At 45.3% G+C, this 21,238-nt stretch carries 18 protein-coding genes, 2 tRNA genes and 3 rRNA genes; 17 read left to right on the forward strand and 6 right to left on the reverse strand.

Translation table 11 applies throughout. The features are described from left to right. Window positions 1-95 precede the first annotated feature (95 nt). The 6 genes from H1A11_RS17885 to H1A11_RS17910 form a co-directional block, all read right to left on the reverse strand. On the reverse strand, window positions 96-449 hold the full coding sequence (locus H1A11_RS17885) for a hypothetical protein (protein WP_181757561.1): 354 nt from the start codon (window positions 447-449) through the stop codon (window positions 96-98). After that, window positions 434-1,426 (reverse strand): hypothetical protein, encoded by a 993-nt coding sequence (locus H1A11_RS17890; RefSeq protein WP_181757562.1) that lies wholly within the window; start codon window positions 1,424-1,426, stop codon window positions 434-436. Before H1A11_RS17890 ends, H1A11_RS17885 begins: the two co-directional genes overlap by 16 nt. Next, window positions 1,395-3,008 (reverse strand): hypothetical protein, encoded by a 1,614-nt coding sequence (locus tag H1A11_RS17895; RefSeq protein ID WP_181757563.1) that lies wholly within the window; start codon window positions 3,006-3,008, stop codon window positions 1,395-1,397. The genes H1A11_RS17890 and H1A11_RS17895 overlap by 32 nt, the downstream gene beginning before the upstream one ends. A gap of 104 nt (window positions 3,009-3,112) precedes the next feature. Beyond that, window positions 3,113-3,394, reverse strand: coding sequence for a hypothetical protein (locus H1A11_RS17900; RefSeq protein ID WP_057088615.1), 282 nt, complete (start codon window positions 3,392-3,394; stop codon window positions 3,113-3,115). A 278-nt stretch (window positions 3,395-3,672) separates the two neighbouring features. After that, window positions 3,673-4,710 carry a DUF3871 family protein gene (locus H1A11_RS17905; RefSeq protein ID WP_181757564.1) on the reverse strand — a complete coding sequence of 346 codons (1,038 nt, stop codon included), beginning with the start codon at window positions 4,708-4,710 and terminating at the stop codon, window positions 3,673-3,675. A 186-nt stretch (window positions 4,711-4,896) separates the two neighbouring features. After that, window positions 4,897-5,061, reverse strand: coding sequence for a hypothetical protein (locus tag H1A11_RS17910; protein WP_181757565.1), 165 nt, complete (start codon window positions 5,059-5,061; stop codon window positions 4,897-4,899). 462 nt (window positions 5,062-5,523) lie between these two features. Here H1A11_RS17910 and H1A11_RS17915 point away from each other — a divergent pair, with 462 nt between their 5' ends. From H1A11_RS17915 to H1A11_RS17995, 17 genes are all read left to right on the forward strand, one after another. Then, the gene (locus H1A11_RS17915; protein ID WP_181757566.1) at window positions 5,524-6,402 is read left to right on the forward strand and encodes an Rpn family recombination-promoting nuclease/putative transposase; all 879 of its coding nucleotides are present in this window, start codon (window positions 5,524-5,526) and stop codon (window positions 6,400-6,402) included. A gap of 223 nt (window positions 6,403-6,625) precedes the next feature. After that, window positions 6,626-7,051, forward strand: a complete 426-nt coding sequence (locus H1A11_RS17920; protein ID WP_255461483.1) for a hypothetical protein — start codon at window positions 6,626-6,628, stop codon at window positions 7,049-7,051. A gap of 295 nt (window positions 7,052-7,346) precedes the next feature. Further along, window positions 7,347-7,799, forward strand: coding sequence for a hypothetical protein (locus tag H1A11_RS19345; RefSeq protein WP_255461485.1), 453 nt, complete (start codon window positions 7,347-7,349; stop codon window positions 7,797-7,799). Window positions 7,800-7,847: 48 nt separating this feature from the next. After that, window positions 7,848-9,374, forward strand: a 16S ribosomal RNA gene (locus H1A11_RS17930). A 135-nt stretch (window positions 9,375-9,509) separates the two neighbouring features. Then, window positions 9,510-9,583, forward strand: a tRNA-Ile gene (locus tag H1A11_RS17935). A 56-nt stretch (window positions 9,584-9,639) separates the two neighbouring features. After that, a tRNA-Ala gene (locus H1A11_RS17940) sits at window positions 9,640-9,713 on the forward strand. Between the two features lie 121 nt (window positions 9,714-9,834). Continuing rightward, window positions 9,835-12,712: ribosomal RNA gene (locus H1A11_RS17945) — 23S ribosomal RNA — on the forward strand. A 73-nt stretch (window positions 12,713-12,785) separates the two neighbouring features. Then, window positions 12,786-12,896, forward strand: a 5S ribosomal RNA gene (rrf, locus tag H1A11_RS17950). The 16S, 23S and 5S rRNA genes sit together here with 2 tRNA genes alongside, the layout of an rRNA operon. 365 nt (window positions 12,897-13,261) lie before the next feature. After that, window positions 13,262-13,708, forward strand: coding sequence for a hypothetical protein (locus H1A11_RS17955; RefSeq protein ID WP_181757567.1), 447 nt, complete (start codon window positions 13,262-13,264; stop codon window positions 13,706-13,708). Window positions 13,709-13,907: 199 nt separating this feature from the next. Beyond that, complete coding sequence (locus H1A11_RS17960) at window positions 13,908-14,720, forward strand: MotA/TolQ/ExbB proton channel family protein (protein WP_181757568.1); 813 nt, start codon at window positions 13,908-13,910, stop codon at window positions 14,718-14,720. 93 nt (window positions 14,721-14,813) lie between these two features. Beyond that, window positions 14,814-15,419 carry a biopolymer transporter ExbD gene (locus tag H1A11_RS17965; RefSeq protein WP_005828648.1) on the forward strand — a complete coding sequence of 202 codons (606 nt, stop codon included), beginning with the start codon at window positions 14,814-14,816 and terminating at the stop codon, window positions 15,417-15,419. Between the two features lie 39 nt (window positions 15,420-15,458). Further along, window positions 15,459-16,109: a biopolymer transporter ExbD gene (locus tag H1A11_RS17970; RefSeq protein ID WP_005828642.1), complete on the forward strand. Its 651-nt coding sequence runs from the start codon at window positions 15,459-15,461 to the stop codon at window positions 16,107-16,109. 28 nt (window positions 16,110-16,137) lie between these two features. After that, entirely contained in the window at window positions 16,138-16,953 is an 816-nt protein-coding gene (locus H1A11_RS17975; RefSeq protein ID WP_005828639.1) for an energy transducer TonB, read from the forward strand. Between the two features lie 11 nt (window positions 16,954-16,964). Continuing rightward, window positions 16,965-17,915: a PstS family phosphate ABC transporter substrate-binding protein gene (locus H1A11_RS17980; protein WP_005828635.1), complete on the forward strand. Its 951-nt coding sequence runs from the start codon at window positions 16,965-16,967 to the stop codon at window positions 17,913-17,915. A 5-nt stretch (window positions 17,916-17,920) separates the two neighbouring features. Beyond that, window positions 17,921-19,366: a tetratricopeptide repeat protein gene (locus tag H1A11_RS17985; protein ID WP_181757569.1), complete on the forward strand. Its 1,446-nt coding sequence runs from the start codon at window positions 17,921-17,923 to the stop codon at window positions 19,364-19,366. A 189-nt stretch (window positions 19,367-19,555) separates the two neighbouring features. After that, window positions 19,556-20,407, forward strand: coding sequence for an ATP-binding cassette domain-containing protein (locus tag H1A11_RS17990; RefSeq protein WP_174646434.1), 852 nt, complete (start codon window positions 19,556-19,558; stop codon window positions 20,405-20,407). Then, the gene (locus H1A11_RS17995) at window positions 20,407-21,237 is read left to right on the forward strand and encodes a hypothetical protein (RefSeq protein ID WP_117713902.1); all 831 of its coding nucleotides are present in this window, start codon (window positions 20,407-20,409) and stop codon (window positions 21,235-21,237) included. The genes H1A11_RS17990 and H1A11_RS17995 overlap by 1 nt, the downstream gene beginning before the upstream one ends. The last annotated feature ends 1 nt before the right edge of the window (window position 21,238 follow it).

Here is a 21,238-nt window from a genome sequence, read left to right on the forward strand (position 1 = left end):
CATAAAAAAGGCTTTCCATGAGATTTCGAGTTCTTATAAAATCTACTCCCTCACAGAAAGCCCGTTATCACATTTCCCGATTTCTCAGAGAACCGCTAATACCTTATAATATTATATGTTTCAGCAATCCTCTTTTCATAATCATCGGTTTTCTCTACAAGTTCATCCACCTCGGAAACAAGCATATCAAAGTAAATGTCTTCCCTCTTATCCCTGATTTCTCCATCTTCACCAAGCAGACAGACTTCAAACAGGTCAGCACCCTCATTCAAGACTATCTGAACTTTTCCGGTGTGCTTGAATCCATTGACCTTGAATTCAATACCACACTTTATCACTTTCACCGTCTCAATCTCAACTCCCCAGGACATAAGGACGGGGAGATCGGATTTCAGGATTGACCAGATATACCTGGCCAGTTCCAAATCGTAATTCATGTCTCTTTCCATACTTCCAAAGTTTTTAAGTCCATACTTTTTTCTTCATATATATCTTCTTCATCATCATACCAGAACATCCGGTAATCCTCACATATCTTTCTATAATCCTCCAGCCCGAAGTGTGGAAAATTGGTGGAATACATGTCATAAAGGTCTTCAGGGGTTAATGTCGGGTCATGGTTCAGCATATCGTAAACCTCGTCCTCAAACTCATAGGGGCTGAAATATGAACCATCCTGAACATGGGGATAGACACCGGCACAATCCTCTATGATATGCTCTACAAACAGCAGGCATTTCAGCAGGTCTTTCTTCATTGTTATCTCCTCGTCAGAATGGGCATTGTAGTAACCGCATGAGACATTGATGCATGAGACCCCAAGTCCGTTTTCTTTCAATGCCAGAACATCGGTCATCAAGCCGTTCTCCTCCCTGTAACCCCATTTTTCAGGTTCTATCGCTTCAATGAACTCGTCTGAACACAAGTCAGAATATCCGATACTTGTAATCAGATCCGAATTACCCTTTCTGTCAGGCTGGATAACGAACCTCACGTCATCGAAGAAGGACATCGCCGCTTCAGAACTTCCCCTGCATCCGGTCTCCTCCTCTCTAAAAAAGGCCACTTTAACAGCATCATACTTCTTCAGGCATTCAAGGCAGATGAATATCCCGTTCTTGTCATCGGCTCCCAAGTTCTCAAACCTCCTGTTCTTTGGCGAATAACCGAATATGATGTCTCTGGTCTCCACCGCCTTGAAATCCTTTGAGTGGTTGCAGTGTGAAACCTGGTCGATATGGCTCACCAGGCAGGGATAACTTTCTGATTCTCCCTTTACTACATACAGGTTCCCGAATTTATCCTTTGACACGGATATGTTTCCGGGAAGTTGTCTTATGTAGGAACAGAGGAACTTCACCATCTTCTGTTCCTTTCCGCTCGGGCTGTAGATACTATACAGCCTCTTCAACAATTGCATATTCATGACTCATCTCTTTTTTAAGTTTATAACCGTATGGAAGGTTGGTGCTCGGATTTACTTTATCAAATACATCCTCACCGAACTCCCATACATCTTCATTCTCAATCAATCCATCCAATGTGTCTATACTAATGGACTTCTCCTCATAGATACCTTCCGATTCATTCCAAATATGAATACAGGTTATATCATCAAGGCTTTCATACCATTCATCATCATACTCGGAATAATACCAGTTCTTCCGCTTGAATTCATCCTCCGCTCTCTCCATACACTTCTTGCAGCAATAGTATTTCTCCGTCACTTCCGAACACATGGCGTCATCTTCCAGAATATCCGTCCCGCACTCATCACAGCAGACACAATCGTTTTCATGGTGATATTCCTGTTTTGATTCTATCCATACAAAATCATCCAGGTTTTCAGAATCCACCCGGATTTCCCTTCCGTTCCGGTAACAGAGCCTTGTATCATCACAATAGTATTGGTGGTAATCGTCCCACTCTCCATCATCTTCATCATCATCGGTATCACCACAAAGGTTCAGGTCTGTGGTATCAAGAGTATATGAAAAATTACAGTTCTCGTAGTTATAGGCTTTATTCCGACTGTAACTATACCATTTGAAAGAATCCTGATAGGAAAGCGTGTCTTCTTCATCCAGGTCACAGTCTATCTCGAACATCTTGTCAGACAAAGAATTACCTTCTGTATCAACGAATGCGTTCGCCTCATGGCAGGATGCACCGACTATTTTATAACCGTCTATATGCTTCTCCTGAATAAGTTTGTCAATCAGTAACCGTTTCAACACGTCATCACCACCTGAGGAGTATTGCCTTTCAAGCAGCCTCCATTTCTTGCCGTCCTGGTCTGTAACATCGGTAAAAAGAATGGCTCTGGCTACAATAAGTCCGGTTTTGTCCGTTATATAAGCAGCTTTGGCTTTTACTGAATCACGATAGAATGCAGTACGGTCTCTATCCACCATGCAGGAATCGAAGTTACCTTTGCAGTGGCTGCTTTTATAGATTCTCCAAAATCCATCGTTGACATGCAGTTCTATATCAGGAGTATAACCATAGGTATAAGTACACCATTGCTGGGTGAAAACATCTCCTGCAATCCAGTTTACTACACAGGGAGAAATAAGTTTCCCTATCCCTGTTTCAAGTATAAGCTCCCTCATGAACTTTCCGGCCCTCATCTTGAAAACCCGGTTACGTTCAATGTTGACATAGCGGACTGAGCTTTTATCCAGATCCTCACACAGGCCTTTGGCTTCGTCAGTCCTATATTTGGAAGAGTAGTATGTCCTGCCTATCAGTTCCACTTCATAAGGCAGCTTTTCATCATCCTCTCCTGATTTCAAGACGGCTTCAACCACTTTCTTCTGCAGGTCAGCCATATCATATATATGTAGCAGGGTATAGTCGTCATGTTCCCTGCAATATCTGAGCAATGCAGGATTTTTCAGGTGGCTCAGCAGTATCCTGTTCTTTCTTGCCACCGTGCCATTGTCTCTCTTCTCAAGTCCGAAACGGGCCTTGAATTCTTCATAACCATAAAAATTATAGTATAACATAGTCGTTTGATTTTTTAATTGTCGGTAAATAAAAAAGGAGGGATACTTCCTTTTGATCGGAAATATCCCTCCCCGGAATATTATCTCGGTATGTCTCAACCGTTTCAGATGAATGGTATCGTCTCGTCTTCCAGAACTCCCGATTCCACTATCTTCTTACAAATCTCATGCGAAGCTTTGTTCCTCAGGTCATATCTGTAACCTTCACTTCCCATAATCTTAATCACTTCAACCATACTTCTGAACAAAGTCTGTTGTAGGGTCCTGTGGAATGTGGTAACTGCCGAAGCGAACCTTTTCTCATTCCACCCATAGTCGTTCAGGGCATGTTCAAGTTCTTTTGCAGCCTTGAATTCCCTGCTGTTTTCCAGTTCATGTCTTTCCATAATATTCATTATTGTTCATATATTATTCCTATTGCAATGATTTGGAATAAGCACCTTTCCTACATTCATCTATACGTGACTGACATTCCTCCGTCACTTCCTTTAGAATCTCGGCACATCTTTTATCAGAACAGCCTTGCAGCAATCTGTCTATGTATGTCATAATATCATTCACTTCCATATCATATATCTGTCAAAGGGTTCAACAAAAAAGGGAGAAAGAACCGGTTTGTTATATTTTAGTTCTTTCTCCCTTGTGAGTTAATTTCTTTTCAGGTCTAACTCAAAAACCAACTGTAATTCTCTGTATCCTCACCGTTCAATGCTTTCTGGATACCAACTGCAAAATCAGTGCAATTCTGATTTCTCTCCAGGAACTTGTCTATGTAGGATTGTTTGGCGGCGTCATTAAGAAGCTGCATCAGATCCCAGCATGAAATATTATCCCTGCCGCGTAACCCGAAATTAGGATTCTCTATGTAGCCTTTCGTAGCCGCATTGACATTGGAATCACCCAGAATCACCTTCGGCAGTTCTCTGAGTTGTGAAGCAGGCAAGGCTTGATATAATCTGAGCCTGCCTATTATCTGACAGAACTGCTCTTGTGAAATCTTTGTTCTTCCCAGGTTTTCAAGTAATCTCAAATTTTGCTCCGGTTTGAAATCCTGGAATAGTCTGAGTGCTGAACTATAAATATCTGCATCACTCATCACTTCCAGTCGTCCGGTCAAGCCATCATTGGTCAGCATCAGATTTGAACACACACGAACCCTCCACCCGATAAAGATCTTGAATTTCTCGGGTGATTTTCGGGCGTATAAGTTTTCCTCGTTCAGGCTTCTTACACCTCCGATACATAAATGTACTTCCTCGCCGTTCATCATTCTGCTCATGGAACGGATATGAAAACAGAAGGCCATACGTTGATAATAGATGGTCTCGTCCTCCGGTCTAAGCTCTTCTTTCCTTTTGGTCAATGCACTTGGCACTCTGCCCAGGATTTTATGTGATACTCTGATTTCCGTGTTACCAAAGTTCTCTCCGGTAAAATATACTCTCGCAGCATCTTCTACCTGGTGGATAAATTTCTGGTGGCTGATTGTTAGCTGGTTGTCTCCGAAGCTGGGTACAATACAGTTCCTTTCAAGTTCTTCAAGTGTAATGCCCGAAGTGTTACTCTCAATAAAATTAGGATGCTCTTTCTGTTCTTCTTCAGATACGATTACAGCATCTTCGATATTAACTGCATCCATCATTCTTGTTACCATTCCGATTGTTCTTGGAATGACAGTAAGTTCATTAGTCATTGTTTCCATACTCTTGTTATTTTTTAGTCGGTTAATAAAATGCGGTGAAAAAACAAAAAGCCAAGAGGTGTCATTTCTTTGCTTTTATGAATATACCTCTTAGCTTCTTTATCCCTTTGAGTATTGAAGTTGCTACCTCCAATACCGTTATTATCACGTCCGCTTTCTTGTCATAATCCATTCACAGACGTACTATCAGTTTTCAGTCGCAGCATCAACGGCCTTGACTTCACCCGTGGCAATCTTCTTTTTTCCGAATTTGCCACCATACTTTTCTGCAAGTTCGATTACTACTGAACCTGCCACGATAATCTCGGCCACATAAGCTGCGACCTTCAATCCTTTAATTAAATTTCCCATGTCTCTTAGTTGTTTTAAATTGTTAGTTATTATTTCTCTTATATACTTTTCTCATATATAAGGCTTTGAGGGGAAATCAAGGAAGGGGAAGAAAAAAAATAAACCGGTCTTTCGACTGGTTATGATAGTTGAACCGTTATAAATAGCTCCTCGCATTTACTTGGCCTGTCATGCGGCATACATTCTTTCGTGGGGATCTTTATGTCTTGTCCACATACTGGAATTGCTACGCATCATCGAATCGCCATCTTATCCATCGTCTGAAAATAAGCGTGACCCGGTAAGTTATTTTTTTATATATGCTTGAAGCTACGCACCTTATCTTAATGGTGCTGTATTATACTCCAAGCTATTTTATCATATATAAGAGTTTGAGGGCTTTGGAAATGGATAGATTTTTTGTAAATTTGGTACTCTGAATCTTTTTGTTTACCTTTGTAGTAACCAATATATTAGACAATTATGAATAGCAACAATAAGAATCAGATAATCCGTTTTGACTGGGCTATGAAACGTCTGCTCAGGAACAAGGCTAACTTCAGTGTCCTTGAAGGTCTGCTTACTACGTTATTGGGTGAGAAGATTATTATCCAGCGACTCCTAGAAAGTGAAAGCAATCAGGAGGATGAGTATGACAAGTATAACCGTGTCGATATGCTTGCCGAGAACTCCAAGGGTGAACTGGTGCTGATAGAGGTGCAGAACAATAATGAGTATGCCTACTTCCAGCGTATGTTGTTCGGTACTTCCAAGCTGGTGACTGAGTATATCAACAGAGGGGAGAGCTATGATAAAGTTCGTAAGGTGTATAGCGTCAATATAGTCTACTTCTCTCTAGGACATGGAACTGATTTTGTTTATCATGGGAAGACAGAATTCAGAGGCATCCACACCAACGATCTTCTGGAACTCACTCCATTCCAGAAGCAGACATTCAAGGTGGATACGGTAAGCCAGCTATATCCTGAATATTATATCCTGAAGGTGAACGGCTTCAATCAAGTAGCGAAAAGTCCCTTGGAAGAATGGATCTATTATCTTAACACCGGAGAGATACCTTCCACTGCCACAGCTCCCGGTCTTGAAGAGGCGCGTGAAAGGCTGAAACTGGATAGCATGACCAAGGATGAGCTTGCTGCCTATTATCGTCATCTGGATAATATTGTAATCCTTCGTGATAATATCAATACTGAACGTGAGGAGGGTAGGGCAGAAGGTAGAGAAGAAGGATTAAAAGAAGCCAATCTAAACAATGCTCGTAATCTAAAGAAATTAGGAGTAGCTATTGATGTTATTTCTCAAGCTACTGGATTGTCTAAAGAAGAGATTGAAAAACTATAAATATAGTTTTTCTATATATCGTTTAGGAGGAACCGTACATGACATTGTATAGTTCCTCTTTTGATTTGGAAAGTAACCCAGACTGAAAAATGAAAGTCTCCATCATCAAAGAATGCTTTTCTTTTTGCAATCCTTAACAGAAAGAGGTTAAATGAGTATAAAAGATAGGGGGAGTAAGAGGGGGAGTGCTAAAAAAAGAAAGCTTATGAATTATTGAAAATCAATGAATTATAAATTTAGTTTTTCTACTTTTGCGGAGATAGAGGGACTTGGCTTCTTCAGCACCACGCTGAAGTGTACCCATCCGGTGATGAATAAGAAAGAAGTACGTGCGGAGTCGGTCAAGATGTCCACGGTGAAATTCCGTCCCAGCATCGAATTCAAACGTTATGTGGCAGGTAAGATGGAGTTGGAACGTGCGGATAAACGCTTCTTTCCGGATAAACCGAAAGCAATGGGCGACATGGCTGCCCGTGAAAAAAGCATGATGGACTTTCTGGAGGCTAATATCTGTATCACTCGTGCAGAATATTCCCGCCTTGTCCACGTCACCGCCCGCCGGGCTTCGAGGGATTTGCAGACATTTATCGATTCCGGCGTGATTCGCAAGCGCGGTGCCGGCCGTTCAGTGGTCTATGTCAAGGTATGAATTGGAGCTTGTATTGCGCGCGCGTATATATATAATGTGTCCCTTCCTTTCCTTATCCCAGTTTTCTTTAAAAAACATGCTTTAAAACATATCTATCAATCAGTGAGTTATGAAAAAGTTCATGGAATCTCTCAAAAAAACCGTGTATAAATTTTGCAGATGTCCATAAAAGGCCTACTTTTGCATCCGCTTTCGGGAACGAAGGCGGCGATGTTTTGACATTCTGACAGTAAAACGGAGCGGTAAGCTTCCATTTTTCTCTTCTTTGCCATCGGTTTCTTCTGGAACTTTGGCCTTGGAAAAGAAAAATGAAAAAAAACTTCTGAAAATATTTGGAAGTTATGCTTTAAAGTTCTTACCTTTGCACCCGCTTTTGAAAATGAAAGCAGCGCGAGTTGACATTCTTTTAAAAGAAACGGTGCCTGGTTCTTCTTCCTTTTTCTTTTTGCCTCCCTTTCGACAAGAGAGACGACGAGGAAAGAGAAAAGAGAGAAAAAAGAAAAAAAACTTCCGAAAATATTTGGAGGGTATACTTAAAAGTTCTTACCTTTGCATCCGCTTTCTGAAAAGAACAGCAATCGTGAAACGAGCGATCTTTGAACAGATTTACATAAACAATACAAGTAGTACAAGAGCAAGGCTTTTCCTTATCAATGGGGAATTGCCTTGGGTAAAACAAGAGAACCGTCAATACTTATTTTATATAGGTAAAGATAAACTTTTGAATTCGAGCGTCCTGAACAGATAACAAGCTGTCGCATTTTGATTTTTTAATTTGCGCAGTCACGATACTTTTACAATGAAGAGTTTGATCCTGGCTCAGGATGAACGCTAGCTACAGGCTTAACACATGCAAGTCGAGGGGCATCAGGAAGAAAGCTTGCTTTCTTTGCTGGCGACCGGCGCACGGGTGAGTAACACGTATCCAACCTGCCGATGACTCGGGGATAGCCTTTCGAAAGAAAGATTAATACCCGATGGTATATCTGAAAGGCATCTTTCAGCTATTAAAGAATTTCGGTCATTGATGGGGATGCGTTCCATTAGGTTGTTGGCGGGGTAACGGCCCACCAAGCCATCGATGGATAGGGGTTCTGAGAGGAAGGTCCCCCACATTGGAACTGAGACACGGTCCAAACTCCTACGGGAGGCAGCAGTGAGGAATATTGGTCAATGGACGAGAGTCTGAACCAGCCAAGTAGCGTGAAGGATGACTGCCCTATGGGTTGTAAACTTCTTTTATACGGGAATAAAGTTAGGCACGTGTGCCTTTTTGTATGTACCGTATGAATAAGGATCGGCTAACTCCGTGCCAGCAGCCGCGGTAATACGGAGGATCCGAGCGTTATCCGGATTTATTGGGTTTAAAGGGAGCGTAGGCGGATGCTTAAGTCAGTTGTGAAAGTTTGCGGCTCAACCGTAAAATTGCAGTTGATACTGGGTGTCTTGAGTACAGTAGAGGCAGGCGGAATTCGTGGTGTAGCGGTGAAATGCTTAGATATCACGAAGAACTCCGATTGCGAAGGCAGCTTGCTGGACTGTAACTGACGCTGATGCTCGAAAGTGTGGGTATCAAACAGGATTAGATACCCTGGTAGTCCACACAGTAAACGATGAATACTCGCTGTTTGCGATATACAGTAAGCGGCCAAGCGAAAGCGTTAAGTATTCCACCTGGGGAGTACGCCGGCAACGGTGAAACTCAAAGGAATTGACGGGGGCCCGCACAAGCGGAGGAACATGTGGTTTAATTCGATGATACGCGAGGAACCTTACCCGGGCTTAAATTGCAAATGAATGTTCTGGAAACAGATCAGCCGCAAGGCATTTGTGAAGGTGCTGCATGGTTGTCGTCAGCTCGTGCCGTGAGGTGTCGGCTTAAGTGCCATAACGAGCGCAACCCTTATCGATAGTTACCATCAGGTTATGCTGGGGACTCTGTCGAGACTGCCGTCGTAAGATGTGAGGAAGGTGGGGATGACGTCAAATCAGCACGGCCCTTACGTCCGGGGCTACACACGTGTTACAATGGGGGGTACAGAAGGCAGCTACACGGCGACGTGATGCTAATCCCTAAAACCTCTCTCAGTTCGGATTGGAGTCTGCAACCCGACTCCATGAAGCTGGATTCGCTAGTAATCGCGCATCAGCCACGGCGCGGTGAATACGTTCCCGGGCCTTGTACACACCGCCCGTCAAGCCATGAAAGCCGGGGGTACCTGAAGTGCGTAACCGCGAGGAGCGCCCTAGGGTAAAACTGGTGATTGGGGCTAAGTCGTAACAAGGTAGCCGTACCGGAAGGTGCGGCTGGAACACCTCCTTTCTGGAGTGACGTCTCGACTCGATCGTTGGTTCTTGAAGTTATGCTTCCATAAGAACCTCTTGTACTGCGCGTACTTGTTTATTAAAATATACGAGAAAAGTAGAAGCCGAGCCGTAAGGCGAGGGTTTGACTGACAGTCCTATAGCTCAGTTGGTTAGAGCGCTACACTGATAATGTAGAGGTCGGCAGTTCAACTCTGCCTGGGACTACTTCTCAGTTGGTGACCGACCGGTTACGATTTAGCGGGTCTTTCATCAATGGTGAAGGGGGATTAGCTCAGCTGGCTAGAGCACCTGCTTTGCACGCAGGGGGTCAACGGTTCGAATCCGTTATTCTCCACTTCTCAAGATTAGGAATTATCTTTAATCCTTAATCCTTGACAACGATCTTTGACATGATGTGACCAAAAAAGTAAAGTTGAAAGCTGAAAGTATATATCGACCATACGTGATCGGTAAGACAAAAAGTAAGTAAGGGCACATGGCGGATGCCTTGGCTCTCGGAGGCGATGAAGGACGTGATAAGCTGCGATAAGCCGCGGGTAGGTGCAAATGACCTTTGATCCGCGGATTTCCGAATGGGACAACCCGATATCCTGAAGGGATATCATCCCGCAATGCGGGAGGCTAACGCAGGGAACTGAAACATCTTAGTACCTGCAGGAAAAGAAAATAAATAATGATTCCCCCAGTAGTGGCGAGCGAACGGGGAACAGCCCAAACCATCCATGTTACGGCATGTGTGGGGTTGTAGGACCACGTTGTGGCAAGAAAGTTGGTGAGCAGAATGTTCTGGAAAGTACAGCCATAGAGCATGATAGCTGCGTATGCGAAGCCAACCGAAGCCTAGTGGTATCCTGAGTAGCGCGGAGCACGAGGAATTCTGCGTGAATCTGCCGGGACCATCCGGTAAGGCTAAATACTCCCGAGAGACCGATAGTGAACCAGTACTGTGAAGGAAAGGTGAAAAGCACTTCGAACAGAAGAGTGAAATAGTTCCTGAAACCATGTGCCTACAAGCGGTCGGAGCACTTTTAGTGTGACGGCGTGCCTTTTGCATAATGAACCTACGAGTTACTTTTTCCGGCGAGGTTAAGGATCTCAGATCCGCAGCCGAAGCGAAAGCGAGTCTGAACAGGGCGTATAGTCGGAAGGAGTAGACGCGAAACCAAGTGATCTACCCTTGGGCAGGTTGAAGGATGGGTAACACCATCTGGAGGACCGAACCAATAAGCGTTGAAAAGCTTCTGGATGACCTGAGGGTGGGGGTGAAAGGCTAATCAAACTTGGAGATAGCTCGTACTCCCCGAAATGCATTTAGGTGCAGCCTTGACTTATACTGACATGAGGTAGAGCGACTGATAAGATGCGAGGGCTTCACCGCCTATCAAGTCTTGACAAACTCCGAATGCGTGTCAGTTCTATGTCAGGAGTGAGGGCATGGGTGCTAAGGTCCATGTCCTAAAGGAGAACAATCCGGACCAACAGCTAAGGTCCCGAAATGAATACTAAGTTGAACTAACGAAGTCAGATTGCTAAGACAGCTAGGATGTTGGCTTGGAAGCAGCCATTCATTTAAAGAGTGCGTAACAGCTCACTAGTCGAGGAGTTTGGCGTGGATAATAATCGGGCATAAGTATTCTACCGAAGCTTTGGGATGAGAAATCATCGGTAGGGGAGCATTCCACTCTGCGTCGAAGGTAAGGCGTGAGCCTTGCTGGAGCGTGTGGAAAAGCAAATGTAGGTATAAGTAACGATAAAGGGGGTGAGAAACCCCCTCGCCGAAAGACTAAGGTTTCCTGATCAACGCTAATCGGATCAGGGTAAGTCGGGTCCTAAGGCTCAGCCGAACGGCGAGGCCGATGGCAGAACCGGTTAATATTCCGGTACTACCTTAAGGAGTGACGTGGAGACGGAGTCGTGACAGCGCCGCGGACTGACGGAATAGTCCGTTGAAGGGTGTAGATGTTGATTGTTCCAGGCAAATCCGGAATGAGAGTCGAACCTGACAGTATGGAGCGTCCTTCTGGACAATCCAATAGTGCGTGTAATCATACTTCCAAGAAAATCCGCTAAACTTAATCCTTACGGTACCCGTACCGCAAACGGACACACGTAGTCGGGTTGAATATACTAAGGCGCTTGAGTGATTCACGGTTAAGGAACTAGGCAAACTGACCCTGTAACTTCGGGATAAAGGGTCCTCAAGCAATTGAGGCGCAGAGAATAGGTCCAGGCAACTGTTTAACAAAAACACAGGGCTGTGCAAAATTGAAAGATGAAGTATACAGCCTGACACCTGCCCGGTGCTGGAAGGTTAAGAGGAGACGTCATCGCAAGAGAAGCGTTGAATTGAAGCCCCAGTAAACGGCGGCCGTAACTATAACGGTCCTAAGGTAGCGAAATTCCTTGTCGGGTAAGTTCCGACCTGCACGAATGGTGTAATGATCTGGACGCTGTCTCAACCGTGAGCTCAGTGAAATTGTAGTATCGGTGAAGATGCCGATTACCCGCGATGGGACGAAAAGACCCCGTGAACCTTTACTATAGCTTAACATTGAATTTGGGTAATTGATGTGTAGGATAGGCCGGAGGCTTTGAAGCGGGCACGCCAGTGTTCGTGGAGCCGCTGTTGAAATACGGCCCTTTGATTATTTGAGTTCTAACCCGCTGTTGCGGGGACACTGTTTGGTGGGTAGTTTGACTGGGGTGGTCGCCTCCAAAAGCGTAACGGAGGCTTCTAAAGGTGCCCTCACGACGATTGGTAACCGTCGGCAGAGTGTAATGGCATAAGGGCGCTTGACTGAGAGACTCACAAGTCGATCAGGTAGGAAACTAGAGCATAGTGATCCGGTGTTTCTGTATGGAAAGGACATCGCTCAAAGGATAAAAGGTACTCCGGGGATAACAGGCTGATCCCTCCCAAGAGCTCATATCGACGGAGGGGTTTGGCACCTCGATGTCGGCTCGTCACATCCTGGGGCTGGAGAAGGTCCCAAGGGTTGGGCTGTTCGCCCATTAAAGTGGCACGCGAGCTGGGTTCAGAACGTCGTGAGACAGTTCGGTCTCTATCTATCGTGGGCGCATGAAATTTGCGTGGCTCTGACACTAGTACGAGAGGACCGTGTTGGACTGACCTCTGGTTTACCGGTTGTGCCGCCAGGTGCATTGCCGGGTATCTAAGTCGGGATTGGATAAGTGCTGAAAGCATCTAAGTACGAAGCCAGCCACAAGATTAGATTTCTCAGGGTCGTTGTAGACTACAACGTTGATAGGACGCAGGTGTACAGGCAGCGATGTCATAGCCGAGCGTTACTAATTGCCCGTTCACTTTTTGCCTTGCCTTGTATGGAGGTATATACGTTCAGCCATAAATGAATGCTTTGCTTTTTTCGCATCATGTCTACCTTATTCAGGTGACTACAGCACCGGGGTTCCACCTCTTCCCATTCCGAACAGAGAAGTTAAGCCCGGTCACGCCGATGGTACTGCGTAACAGTGGGAGAGTAGGTAGTCGCCGTTTTTCAGAAGAAGCCTCCGTGTCTGATAAGGATACGGAGGCTTCGTTCGTTTACATATATCTCCTCTAACATTCCGTTTCTACCGCTAATCACTATACCTTATTATATATAATTATTCATCGCATGTTCATCAGATTAATTCCCGAATTAAGGTGCTAAATGAATGATTAAAAACGCTTAAAATCAGTGTTTTATATTCTATTTTCACTTTCGTATTTCATATATTCTTCGTACCTTTACAGTGTATTAAAAGGTATAGTAAATCCTTTAATCAGTGAACAATTTAATCTTTTTACAAAAGAAAGTAATATAGTTGTAAAACAAATAAGAGAGACATCTGTTATTTATTGTAGAATCATTAGACGACATGAAAACAACTGTAAAGACATTCTGGATATGCATGCTACTGATGTTGACTTGCAGCATTAGCGGTAAAGCCATTGACCTGGTGCAGATGGATGACAGAATGGCTGGAACTGCTGAAGTTTCCGCTTCTTTATCTTCATGTTCTTCTACTTCCGACAATAGTATTGACAAGAAGAATTCATTGTTCACGAATACCAAGTTTGCATGGACTACGGATATCGAACTGGGAAACAAACCAGTTTCCGAAACTTACTCTTCTCATCAACAGCGTTTGCGCAGGGTGATTGAAGACAATCTTTTCCTCAGAAACATTCTTCTGATATTATCCAACCACGAGAATCTACTCGTTCAAGGTCGTTCTAAATTATACTACTCAGATAAAGCCCCGTACTATGCATTGACGGGCAGTGATTACTATATCTATACGCTTCGGCGGATTTTGATTTAGCCAACTTTTCTTCTTATTGATTTCCCCCTTTTTTCCCTTCTTGTCTTGAAGAGACTGAAAGCAGGTGACCTTTAGTGTACATATATGCTAGCTAAGGTTGCAAGGATGATTACGCCCTATCGGTTCGTAAGCGGGAAGTCGTATCCCTATGCTTTATTTTCAAAACTCTATTTAAATACCAACAATTAAACTTTTCATCATGGAAACTACTCAAAAAAAAGCAGCCTCTTTTAAAGGCATCAGATCCGCCGGTTGGGTAATCGTAATCTGTTTTATCATCGCCGTGCTTATTTTTCACTTTGTGTTGGGAAATCCCTCCAACTTCATGAACAACGACCCGAACAACCATCCGTTGCCGGGTAACTTCCTCGGTACCATCTATAAAGGTGGATTCATTGTTCCTGTAATTCAAACGCTTTTGCTGACTGTCATCGCACTGAGTATTGAACGTTATATTGCCATTGGCGCTGCCTTTGGTAAGGGGTCATTGGTGAAATTCGTAGCTAACATCAAAGCAGCCTTGGCTGAAGGTGATATGAAGAAGGCACAACAAATCTGCGATTCACAACGTGGTTCTGTAGCCAATGTGGTAAATGCCACTTTGAAGAAGTATGCCGAGATGGAGAATGACACAGAGCTGTCCAAAGACCAGAAACTGCTTGCCATCCAGAAGGAATTGGAAGAAGCCACTGCGCTGGAACTGCCGATGATGGAGCAGAATCTTCCTATTATTGGTACCATCACGACTTTAGGTACATTGATGGGATTGCTCGGTACGGTTATTGGTATGATCCGTTCATTTGCCGCCCTCGCAGCCGGAGGTTCAGCCGACTCCATGGCTCTGTCGCAAGGTATTTCCGAGGCTTTGATTAATACAGCCTTCGGTATCTTGACCGGTGCATTGGCCGTTATCTCCTACAACTATTATACAAACAAGATTGACAAGTTGACTTACAGCCTCGATGAGATTGGTTTCTCCATCGTGCAGACTTTTGCAGCTACCCATAAATAGTTGACTGCTGATAGTTGGAGCTGCACTGTGACGTAGGCTTCTATTATCTATTCAACGAATGAATTCTCAATTTTAATTTTCAATGAAACGATTATGGGCAGAGCGAAAATAAAAAAGAAAAGTACGTTCATCGATATGACGGCGATGAGTGACGTAACTGTACTGTTGCTGACCTTCTTCATGCTGACTTCTACGTTCGTGAAGAAAGAACCGGTACAAGTAACGACTCCCGCCTCTGTCTCCGAGATTAAGATCCCGGAGACAAATGTACTCCAGATATTGGTCGATCCGAGCGGAAAAGTATTTATGAGTCTGGACAAGCAGTCCGACTTGCGCGAAGTGCTGGAAGCTATGGGGCAGGAGTATGGAGTGACTTTCACTCCGGAGGAAACTAAAAAATTCATGCTGGCGTCTACCTTTGGTGTGCCGATGAAGAGTATGAAGAAATACCTCGACTTGCCGCAAGACCAGCAAGATGCTGTATTGAAGAATGAGGGGATACCGACAGACAGTATTGACAATCAGTTCAAGGCCTGGGTGCGCAACGCCCGTGCAGTGAACAGTGATTTGCGCATTGCCATCAAGGCAGATGCCAATACTCCTTATTCCGTAATAAAAAATGTGATGAACTCACTTCAGGACCTCAGAGAGAACCGGTACAACCTGATTACTTCTCTGAAGACCACAAGTGAGGAGTGACAAGCTACGAGTTACAAGTAGAACAAGAAAGGAAACATTATGGCTGAAATACAAGAAAGCGGCAACAAGAAAGGTGGAAAAAGCAAGCAGAAGAAAATGACTGTCAGGGTGGACTTTACACCTATGGTGGACATGAACATGTTGCTGATTACCTTCTTTATGCTTTGTACCTCACTGAGCAAACCTCAGACCATGGAGATAAGCATGCCGAGCAATGACAAGACCATCACCGAGGAGCAGCAGACCAAAGTCAAGGCTTCCCAAGCCATCACGCTGTTGCTGGGGGATGACAACAAGTTGTATTATTACGAAGGGGAACCTAACTACAAGGACTATACTTCACTGAAGGAAACTACCTATCAGGCGGATGGTCTGCGGGCAATGCTTCTGCAACGTAATAGAGTTGCTGTGAACGAGGTGAACAGACTGAAGCAGCAGAAACTGGATCTTAAGATATCAGAGGATGACTACCGGAAACAGCTTTCCGAGATAAAAAGCGGAAAGGATACGCCGACAGTCATCATCAAGGCTACCGATAAGTCTTCGTACAAGAATCTGATTGATGCTCTCGATGAAATGCAGATATGTAATATAGGTAAGTATGTGATAACGGATATTGCCGAAGCCGACGAGTTCTTGATGAAGAACTACGAAAGCAAGGGCGAATTGTCCCAGAACATTGCTGAATGATGTGTAACACCCAAAGAAAGGAAAGAATATGGCTAAAGTAGATTTAAGCTCCCAAGCATGGTGTGACCTCGTGTTCAGTGGTAAGAACAAAGCATATGGAGCCTATAAGATGCGTGAGACCTCTCCCAGACGGCACAACATTGCCGTGATACTGGTAATTGTAATTGCATTGATAGGTTTCAGTATCCCTACGCTGATAAAGATGGCTACCCCCAAACAGAAAGAGGTGATGACCGAAGTGACTACCCTTTCGCAGCTGGAAGAACCGGAAGTGAAGCAGGAAGAGATGAAGCGGATAGAGCCCGTGGCCCCACCGCCGCCTGCATTGAAAAGCTCCATTAAGTTTACCGCTCCCGTCATCAAAAAGGATGAGGAAGTGAGGGACGAGGATGAAATAAAAAGCCAGACAGAACTGACGGAAACGAAAGTTGCCATCTCCATTGCCGACGTGAAAGGTAATGACGAGGAACACGGTAAGGACATCGCCGACTTGAAACAAGTGGTGACGCAGGCCGAACCGGAACCTGAAAAGGTTTTCGATATGGTAGAGCAGATGCCCCAGTTCCCCGGTGGTCAGGCCGAGATGATGCAGTTCATCAGCAAGAATATGAAGTATCCGACCATTGCCCAGGAAAACGGTACGCAAGGGCGTGTAACCTGCCAGTTTGTGGTAGGTGCCGACGGCAAGGTGCGTGATGTGAAAGTGCTGAGAGGTGTAGACCCCTATCTGGATAAAGAAGCTGTCCGTGTGATTATGTCCATGCCCAAATGGATTCCCGGCAAGCAGAATGGTAAGGCCGTATCGGTGAAATATACGATACCGGTGATGTTTAGATTACAATAAGTGTGTGTGTTATGAAAACGGTGAAACAACTTCAGCTTTCAGGCTTACTGGTGCTGCTGACTCTGCTGTCGGCCTGCCAAAGCAAGCCCAAGGACGGACAAACGGATACGTATACCTCCGGTGTGATTGCAATTGCTGCGGACGAAAGTTTCCAGCCTATTGTGCAGGAAGAAATTGACGTGTTCGAAGGACTGTTCCCCTTGGCAGGAATTGTGCCCCGTTATGTGACGGAAGTCGATGCCGTCAACCTCTTGCTCAAGGACAGTCTGCGGTTGGCAATAACCAGTCGCAGACTGACTCCCGAAGAGATGAATTCCTTCAATAGCCGGAAGTTTTTTCCGCAGGAGATAAAGATTGCTACGGACGGGCTGGCATTGATAACCCATCTTGGCAATCCAGATTCATTGATTAGTGTGAAGGACATCCGCCGCATCCTGACGGGTGATGCGAAGCAGTGGAAAGATATCTATCCGGCTTCCCGTTTGGGGGATATCAGTCTTGTGTTTGACAACAAGAACTCCAGTACCGTACGTTTTGCTGTCGATTCCATCTGTAAGGGTGTACCGCTTTCCAGTCAGTTGAAAGCGTTGAAAACCAATAGGGAGGTGATTGACTACGTGGCCCGCACGCCTGATGCCATCGGTATTATCGGCGTGAACTGGCTGAGCGACCGGAATGACAGTACGGGGCTCTCTTTCAGTAAAGAGGTGCGGCTGATGTCCGTCAGTGCTGCTGACAAGGCCATGCCGGACAACAGTTACAAACCCTATCAGGCGTATTTGTATTACGGTGATTATCCGTTGGCACGCAGCATCTATGCCTTGTTGAATGATCCGCGGAGCGCACTTCCGTGGGGATTTGCCTCTTTCCTCGCTTCCGACCGGGGACAGCGGATTATATTGAAGTCGGGATTGGTCCCCGCCACCCAACCGGTGCGCGTGGTGAACGTCAAGGATGAATAACTAAAATGAATGCTAACATGAAACGTAGATTTGTATTTTGTTTGGGAGCGATGCTGTTTGCAGGTACGCTCGCCGCACAAACGCCGGTGCCCGAATGGCAGGCGGGGGTGGATAAAGTAAAAAGTCTGATAAAGGCGAATCCGGAGCAGGCTTCCGACGCAGCCGGAGAACTGCTGAAGGGCAAGAACAAAAAAAATGTGGAGCTTGTGACTTCCGTGGCCCGTGCCTATCTGGATGCAGGACAGCTGAAAGAGGCGGAAACCTATCTGGAGATGGCAAGAAAGGCCGACAACAAGGCTCCGGCAGTTTCTGTACTCGAGGGTGACATCGCTTTTGCCCGGAAAGATATCGGAAAGGCATGCCAGCTTTATGAGCAAGCCATCTATTTTGATTCGAATTATAAGGATGCGTATCTGAAATATGCGCAGGCATACAAGTCTGCCAGTCCTTCGCAGGCCATAGAGAAGCTGAACCAGCTGAAGGCCATAGCTCCGGATTGCCTGGAAGCAGACAAGGAGCTGGCGGAAGTGTATTACGCCACCAACCGTTTTGGTAAGGCTGCCGACACCTATGCCAAGTTCATCGATACTCCCGTGGCTACGGAAGATGACATCCTTAAATATGCTTTTGCACTATTCCTGAACCACGACTTCGAGAAATCCTTGGCGGTGGCGCAGAAAGGTTTGCAGAAGAATGCCCGCCATGCCGCATTCAACCGGCTTGTGATGTACAACAATGTCGACCTCAAGCGTTATGACGAGGCAGAGAAGGCTGCCGATGCTTTCTTCAATGCTTCGGATAATGCCGATTATTCATGCTTGGATTACCGCTATCACGGTGCTCTGTTGAGTGCTCTGAAGAAATATGACCAGGCCATTGAGGAATATGGTAAGGCATTGGAGAAGGATGAGAGTCAGGTGGATTTGTGGCGTGAGATTGCCGATGCTTATGAATTGAAAAACGACTATACCCAAGCCATTGCTGCTTATAAAAAGTACTATGACTCGCTGGCACAAGATAAAAAGACGTCCGAAAACTTATTCCAGTTAGGGCGTCTGTACTACGGAGAGGGTACGTCCTCGGACACTCTCTCCGTTCAGTCTGCCGACCGCATGGCGGCATTGCAGGCTGCCGACTCTGTGTTCGCACTTGTTGCCGAACAAGCTTCCGACAGTTATTTGGGAGATATGTGGCGCGCCCGCACACACTCTGCCATGGACCCCGAAACTACAGAGGGATTGGCGAAACCTTATTACGAGAAGGTGGTGGACGTACTGCTTGCCAAAAACGAACCGAGGTACAACTCTGCATTGATAGAGTGTTACAGTTATCTGGGCTACTACTATCTGTTGAAGAGTGACTATGCTACTTCGAAAGAGTACTGGAATAAAATTCTGGCTATCGACCCCACCAATGCCACAGCAAACAAGGCATTGGACGGCATCAAATAGCAATAATTTTAGTTGTTTGTCGTGTCGGGAGGAGTGGAGAGTGATTCTTAGCTCCTCCTTTTTTTTGAACCTTCGTACATATTTTCTTTTTTCTCAAATCTCTTGTTATTCTAAAAAAAATGCCTATGTTTGCAGTGTATTATTGTACTAATACACGTAAATAGTGAAATCTTTAATTCATCCAAGCGTATGTTACAAGTAGAAAACATTTCATTTAGTTATCGCAAGGGGCGGAAAGAAGTCCTGAGTGATTTTTCACTTTCGCTGGAATCCGGCCGGGTTTACGGTCTGTTGGGTAAGAACGGAGCCGGCAAGTCTACGCTGCTCTATCTGATGAGCGGTTTGTTGGCTCCCAAACGTGGGAGAGTGATGTATCATGATACCGACATGCGTCGTCGGCTGCCCGTCACGTTGCAGGACATGTTTCTGGTACCCGAGGAGTTCGAGCTGCCTCCTATTTCCCTGGTCAGCTATATTGAACTGAACAGTAAGTTCTATCCCCGTTTCAGCAAGGAAGACATGGTGAAGTACCTGCATTTCTTCGAGATGGATATGGATGCTGATTTGGGAGCCTTGTCCATGGGGCAGAAAAAGAAAATCTTCATGAGCTTTGCGCTGGCCACCAATACTTCCCTGCTGCTGATGGATGAGCCTACCAATGGACTGGATATTCCGGGAAAGAGCCAGTTCCGCAAATTTCTGGCTTCGGGTATGTCGGACGACAAGACGATTGTCATCTCCACCCATCAGGTGCGTGACATTGACAAAGTGCTGGACCATGTTCTGATTATGGACAACAGCCGCGTATTGCTGGACGAATCCACTGCCAGCGTTTGCAGTAAACTGTTCTTCTTGGAGAGTGACGACCGGGAGTTGGCTGCGACTGCCTTGTACACGCTTCCCTCCGTACAAGGCAATTTCTTGATGCTGCCCAATACGGAAGGTGAGGAATCGGAGATTAATCTTGAACTGCTGTTTGGCGCCGTGCTTGCAGAGCCTGGGAAGATAGCGGAAATGTTTCACACTAAAACAAATGAATAATGATACGCGATACCTTTTTTAGTTTGCATCGCTTTGTGAACGTATGCCGCAAAGAGATGGTGGAGAATTGGAAGACCTATATACTCCGCTCGGTGATGGTCTACGGAATGTTGGCCATAGTCTTTGTCTGGAATGGATACTATCAGTATCACAATCTGGAAGCGGGAGCTGTGGGCATGGACCCTATCTGGGAGTTTGAGTCCAGATTCTTTCTTTGGGGACTTGTCATTTGGGGATGCATTAGCGCCTCGTTTGCCATGGAAAGGATGAAAAGCAAGACGAGTCGTACCGTTGTGCTCATGACACCTGCCACCATGTTCGAGAAATTCTTTGCCCGCTGGCTGGTGGCTACCTGCGGCTTTATCTTGGTCTTTCTGATAGCTTTCAAGCTGGCGGACTTGACAAGAGTCGTCTTCTATCTTCTGGCCTACCCGGAGCTGCATGTCGTTCACTCCTTTCCGTTGTGGGAATTCTGCTGTAACACGAACCGTTTCTATGAGACGATAGGAAGCGGACCGGCTGTGGTGGGGATATTCCTGAGCTGCTACTTTTTCCTACAGTCTTTCTTCCTGCTGGGCAGTACGGTCTGGCCCAAAAATGCACTTATCAAGACTTTTGCGGCCGGTGTCTGCATCTTCGTTTCATATATCCTGATAGCTGTATTGTGTCTGGAAACCATTCTACCCAATAATTTTTTTATGACCGAGCCTTATATCAACAGGGAAGCATCGAGTGACTGGCTGATTTTTATAACTTCGTTTTTCGCCCTTTTCAACTGGGTGCTTGCCTATTTCCGTTTCAAGGAGTCCGAAATCATTAATCGCTGGTAAC

It is taken from the genome of Bacteroides sp. CACC 737, assembly GCF_013874375.1.
GTDB lineage: Bacteria > Bacteroidota > Bacteroidia > Bacteroidales > Bacteroidaceae > Bacteroides > Bacteroides uniformis.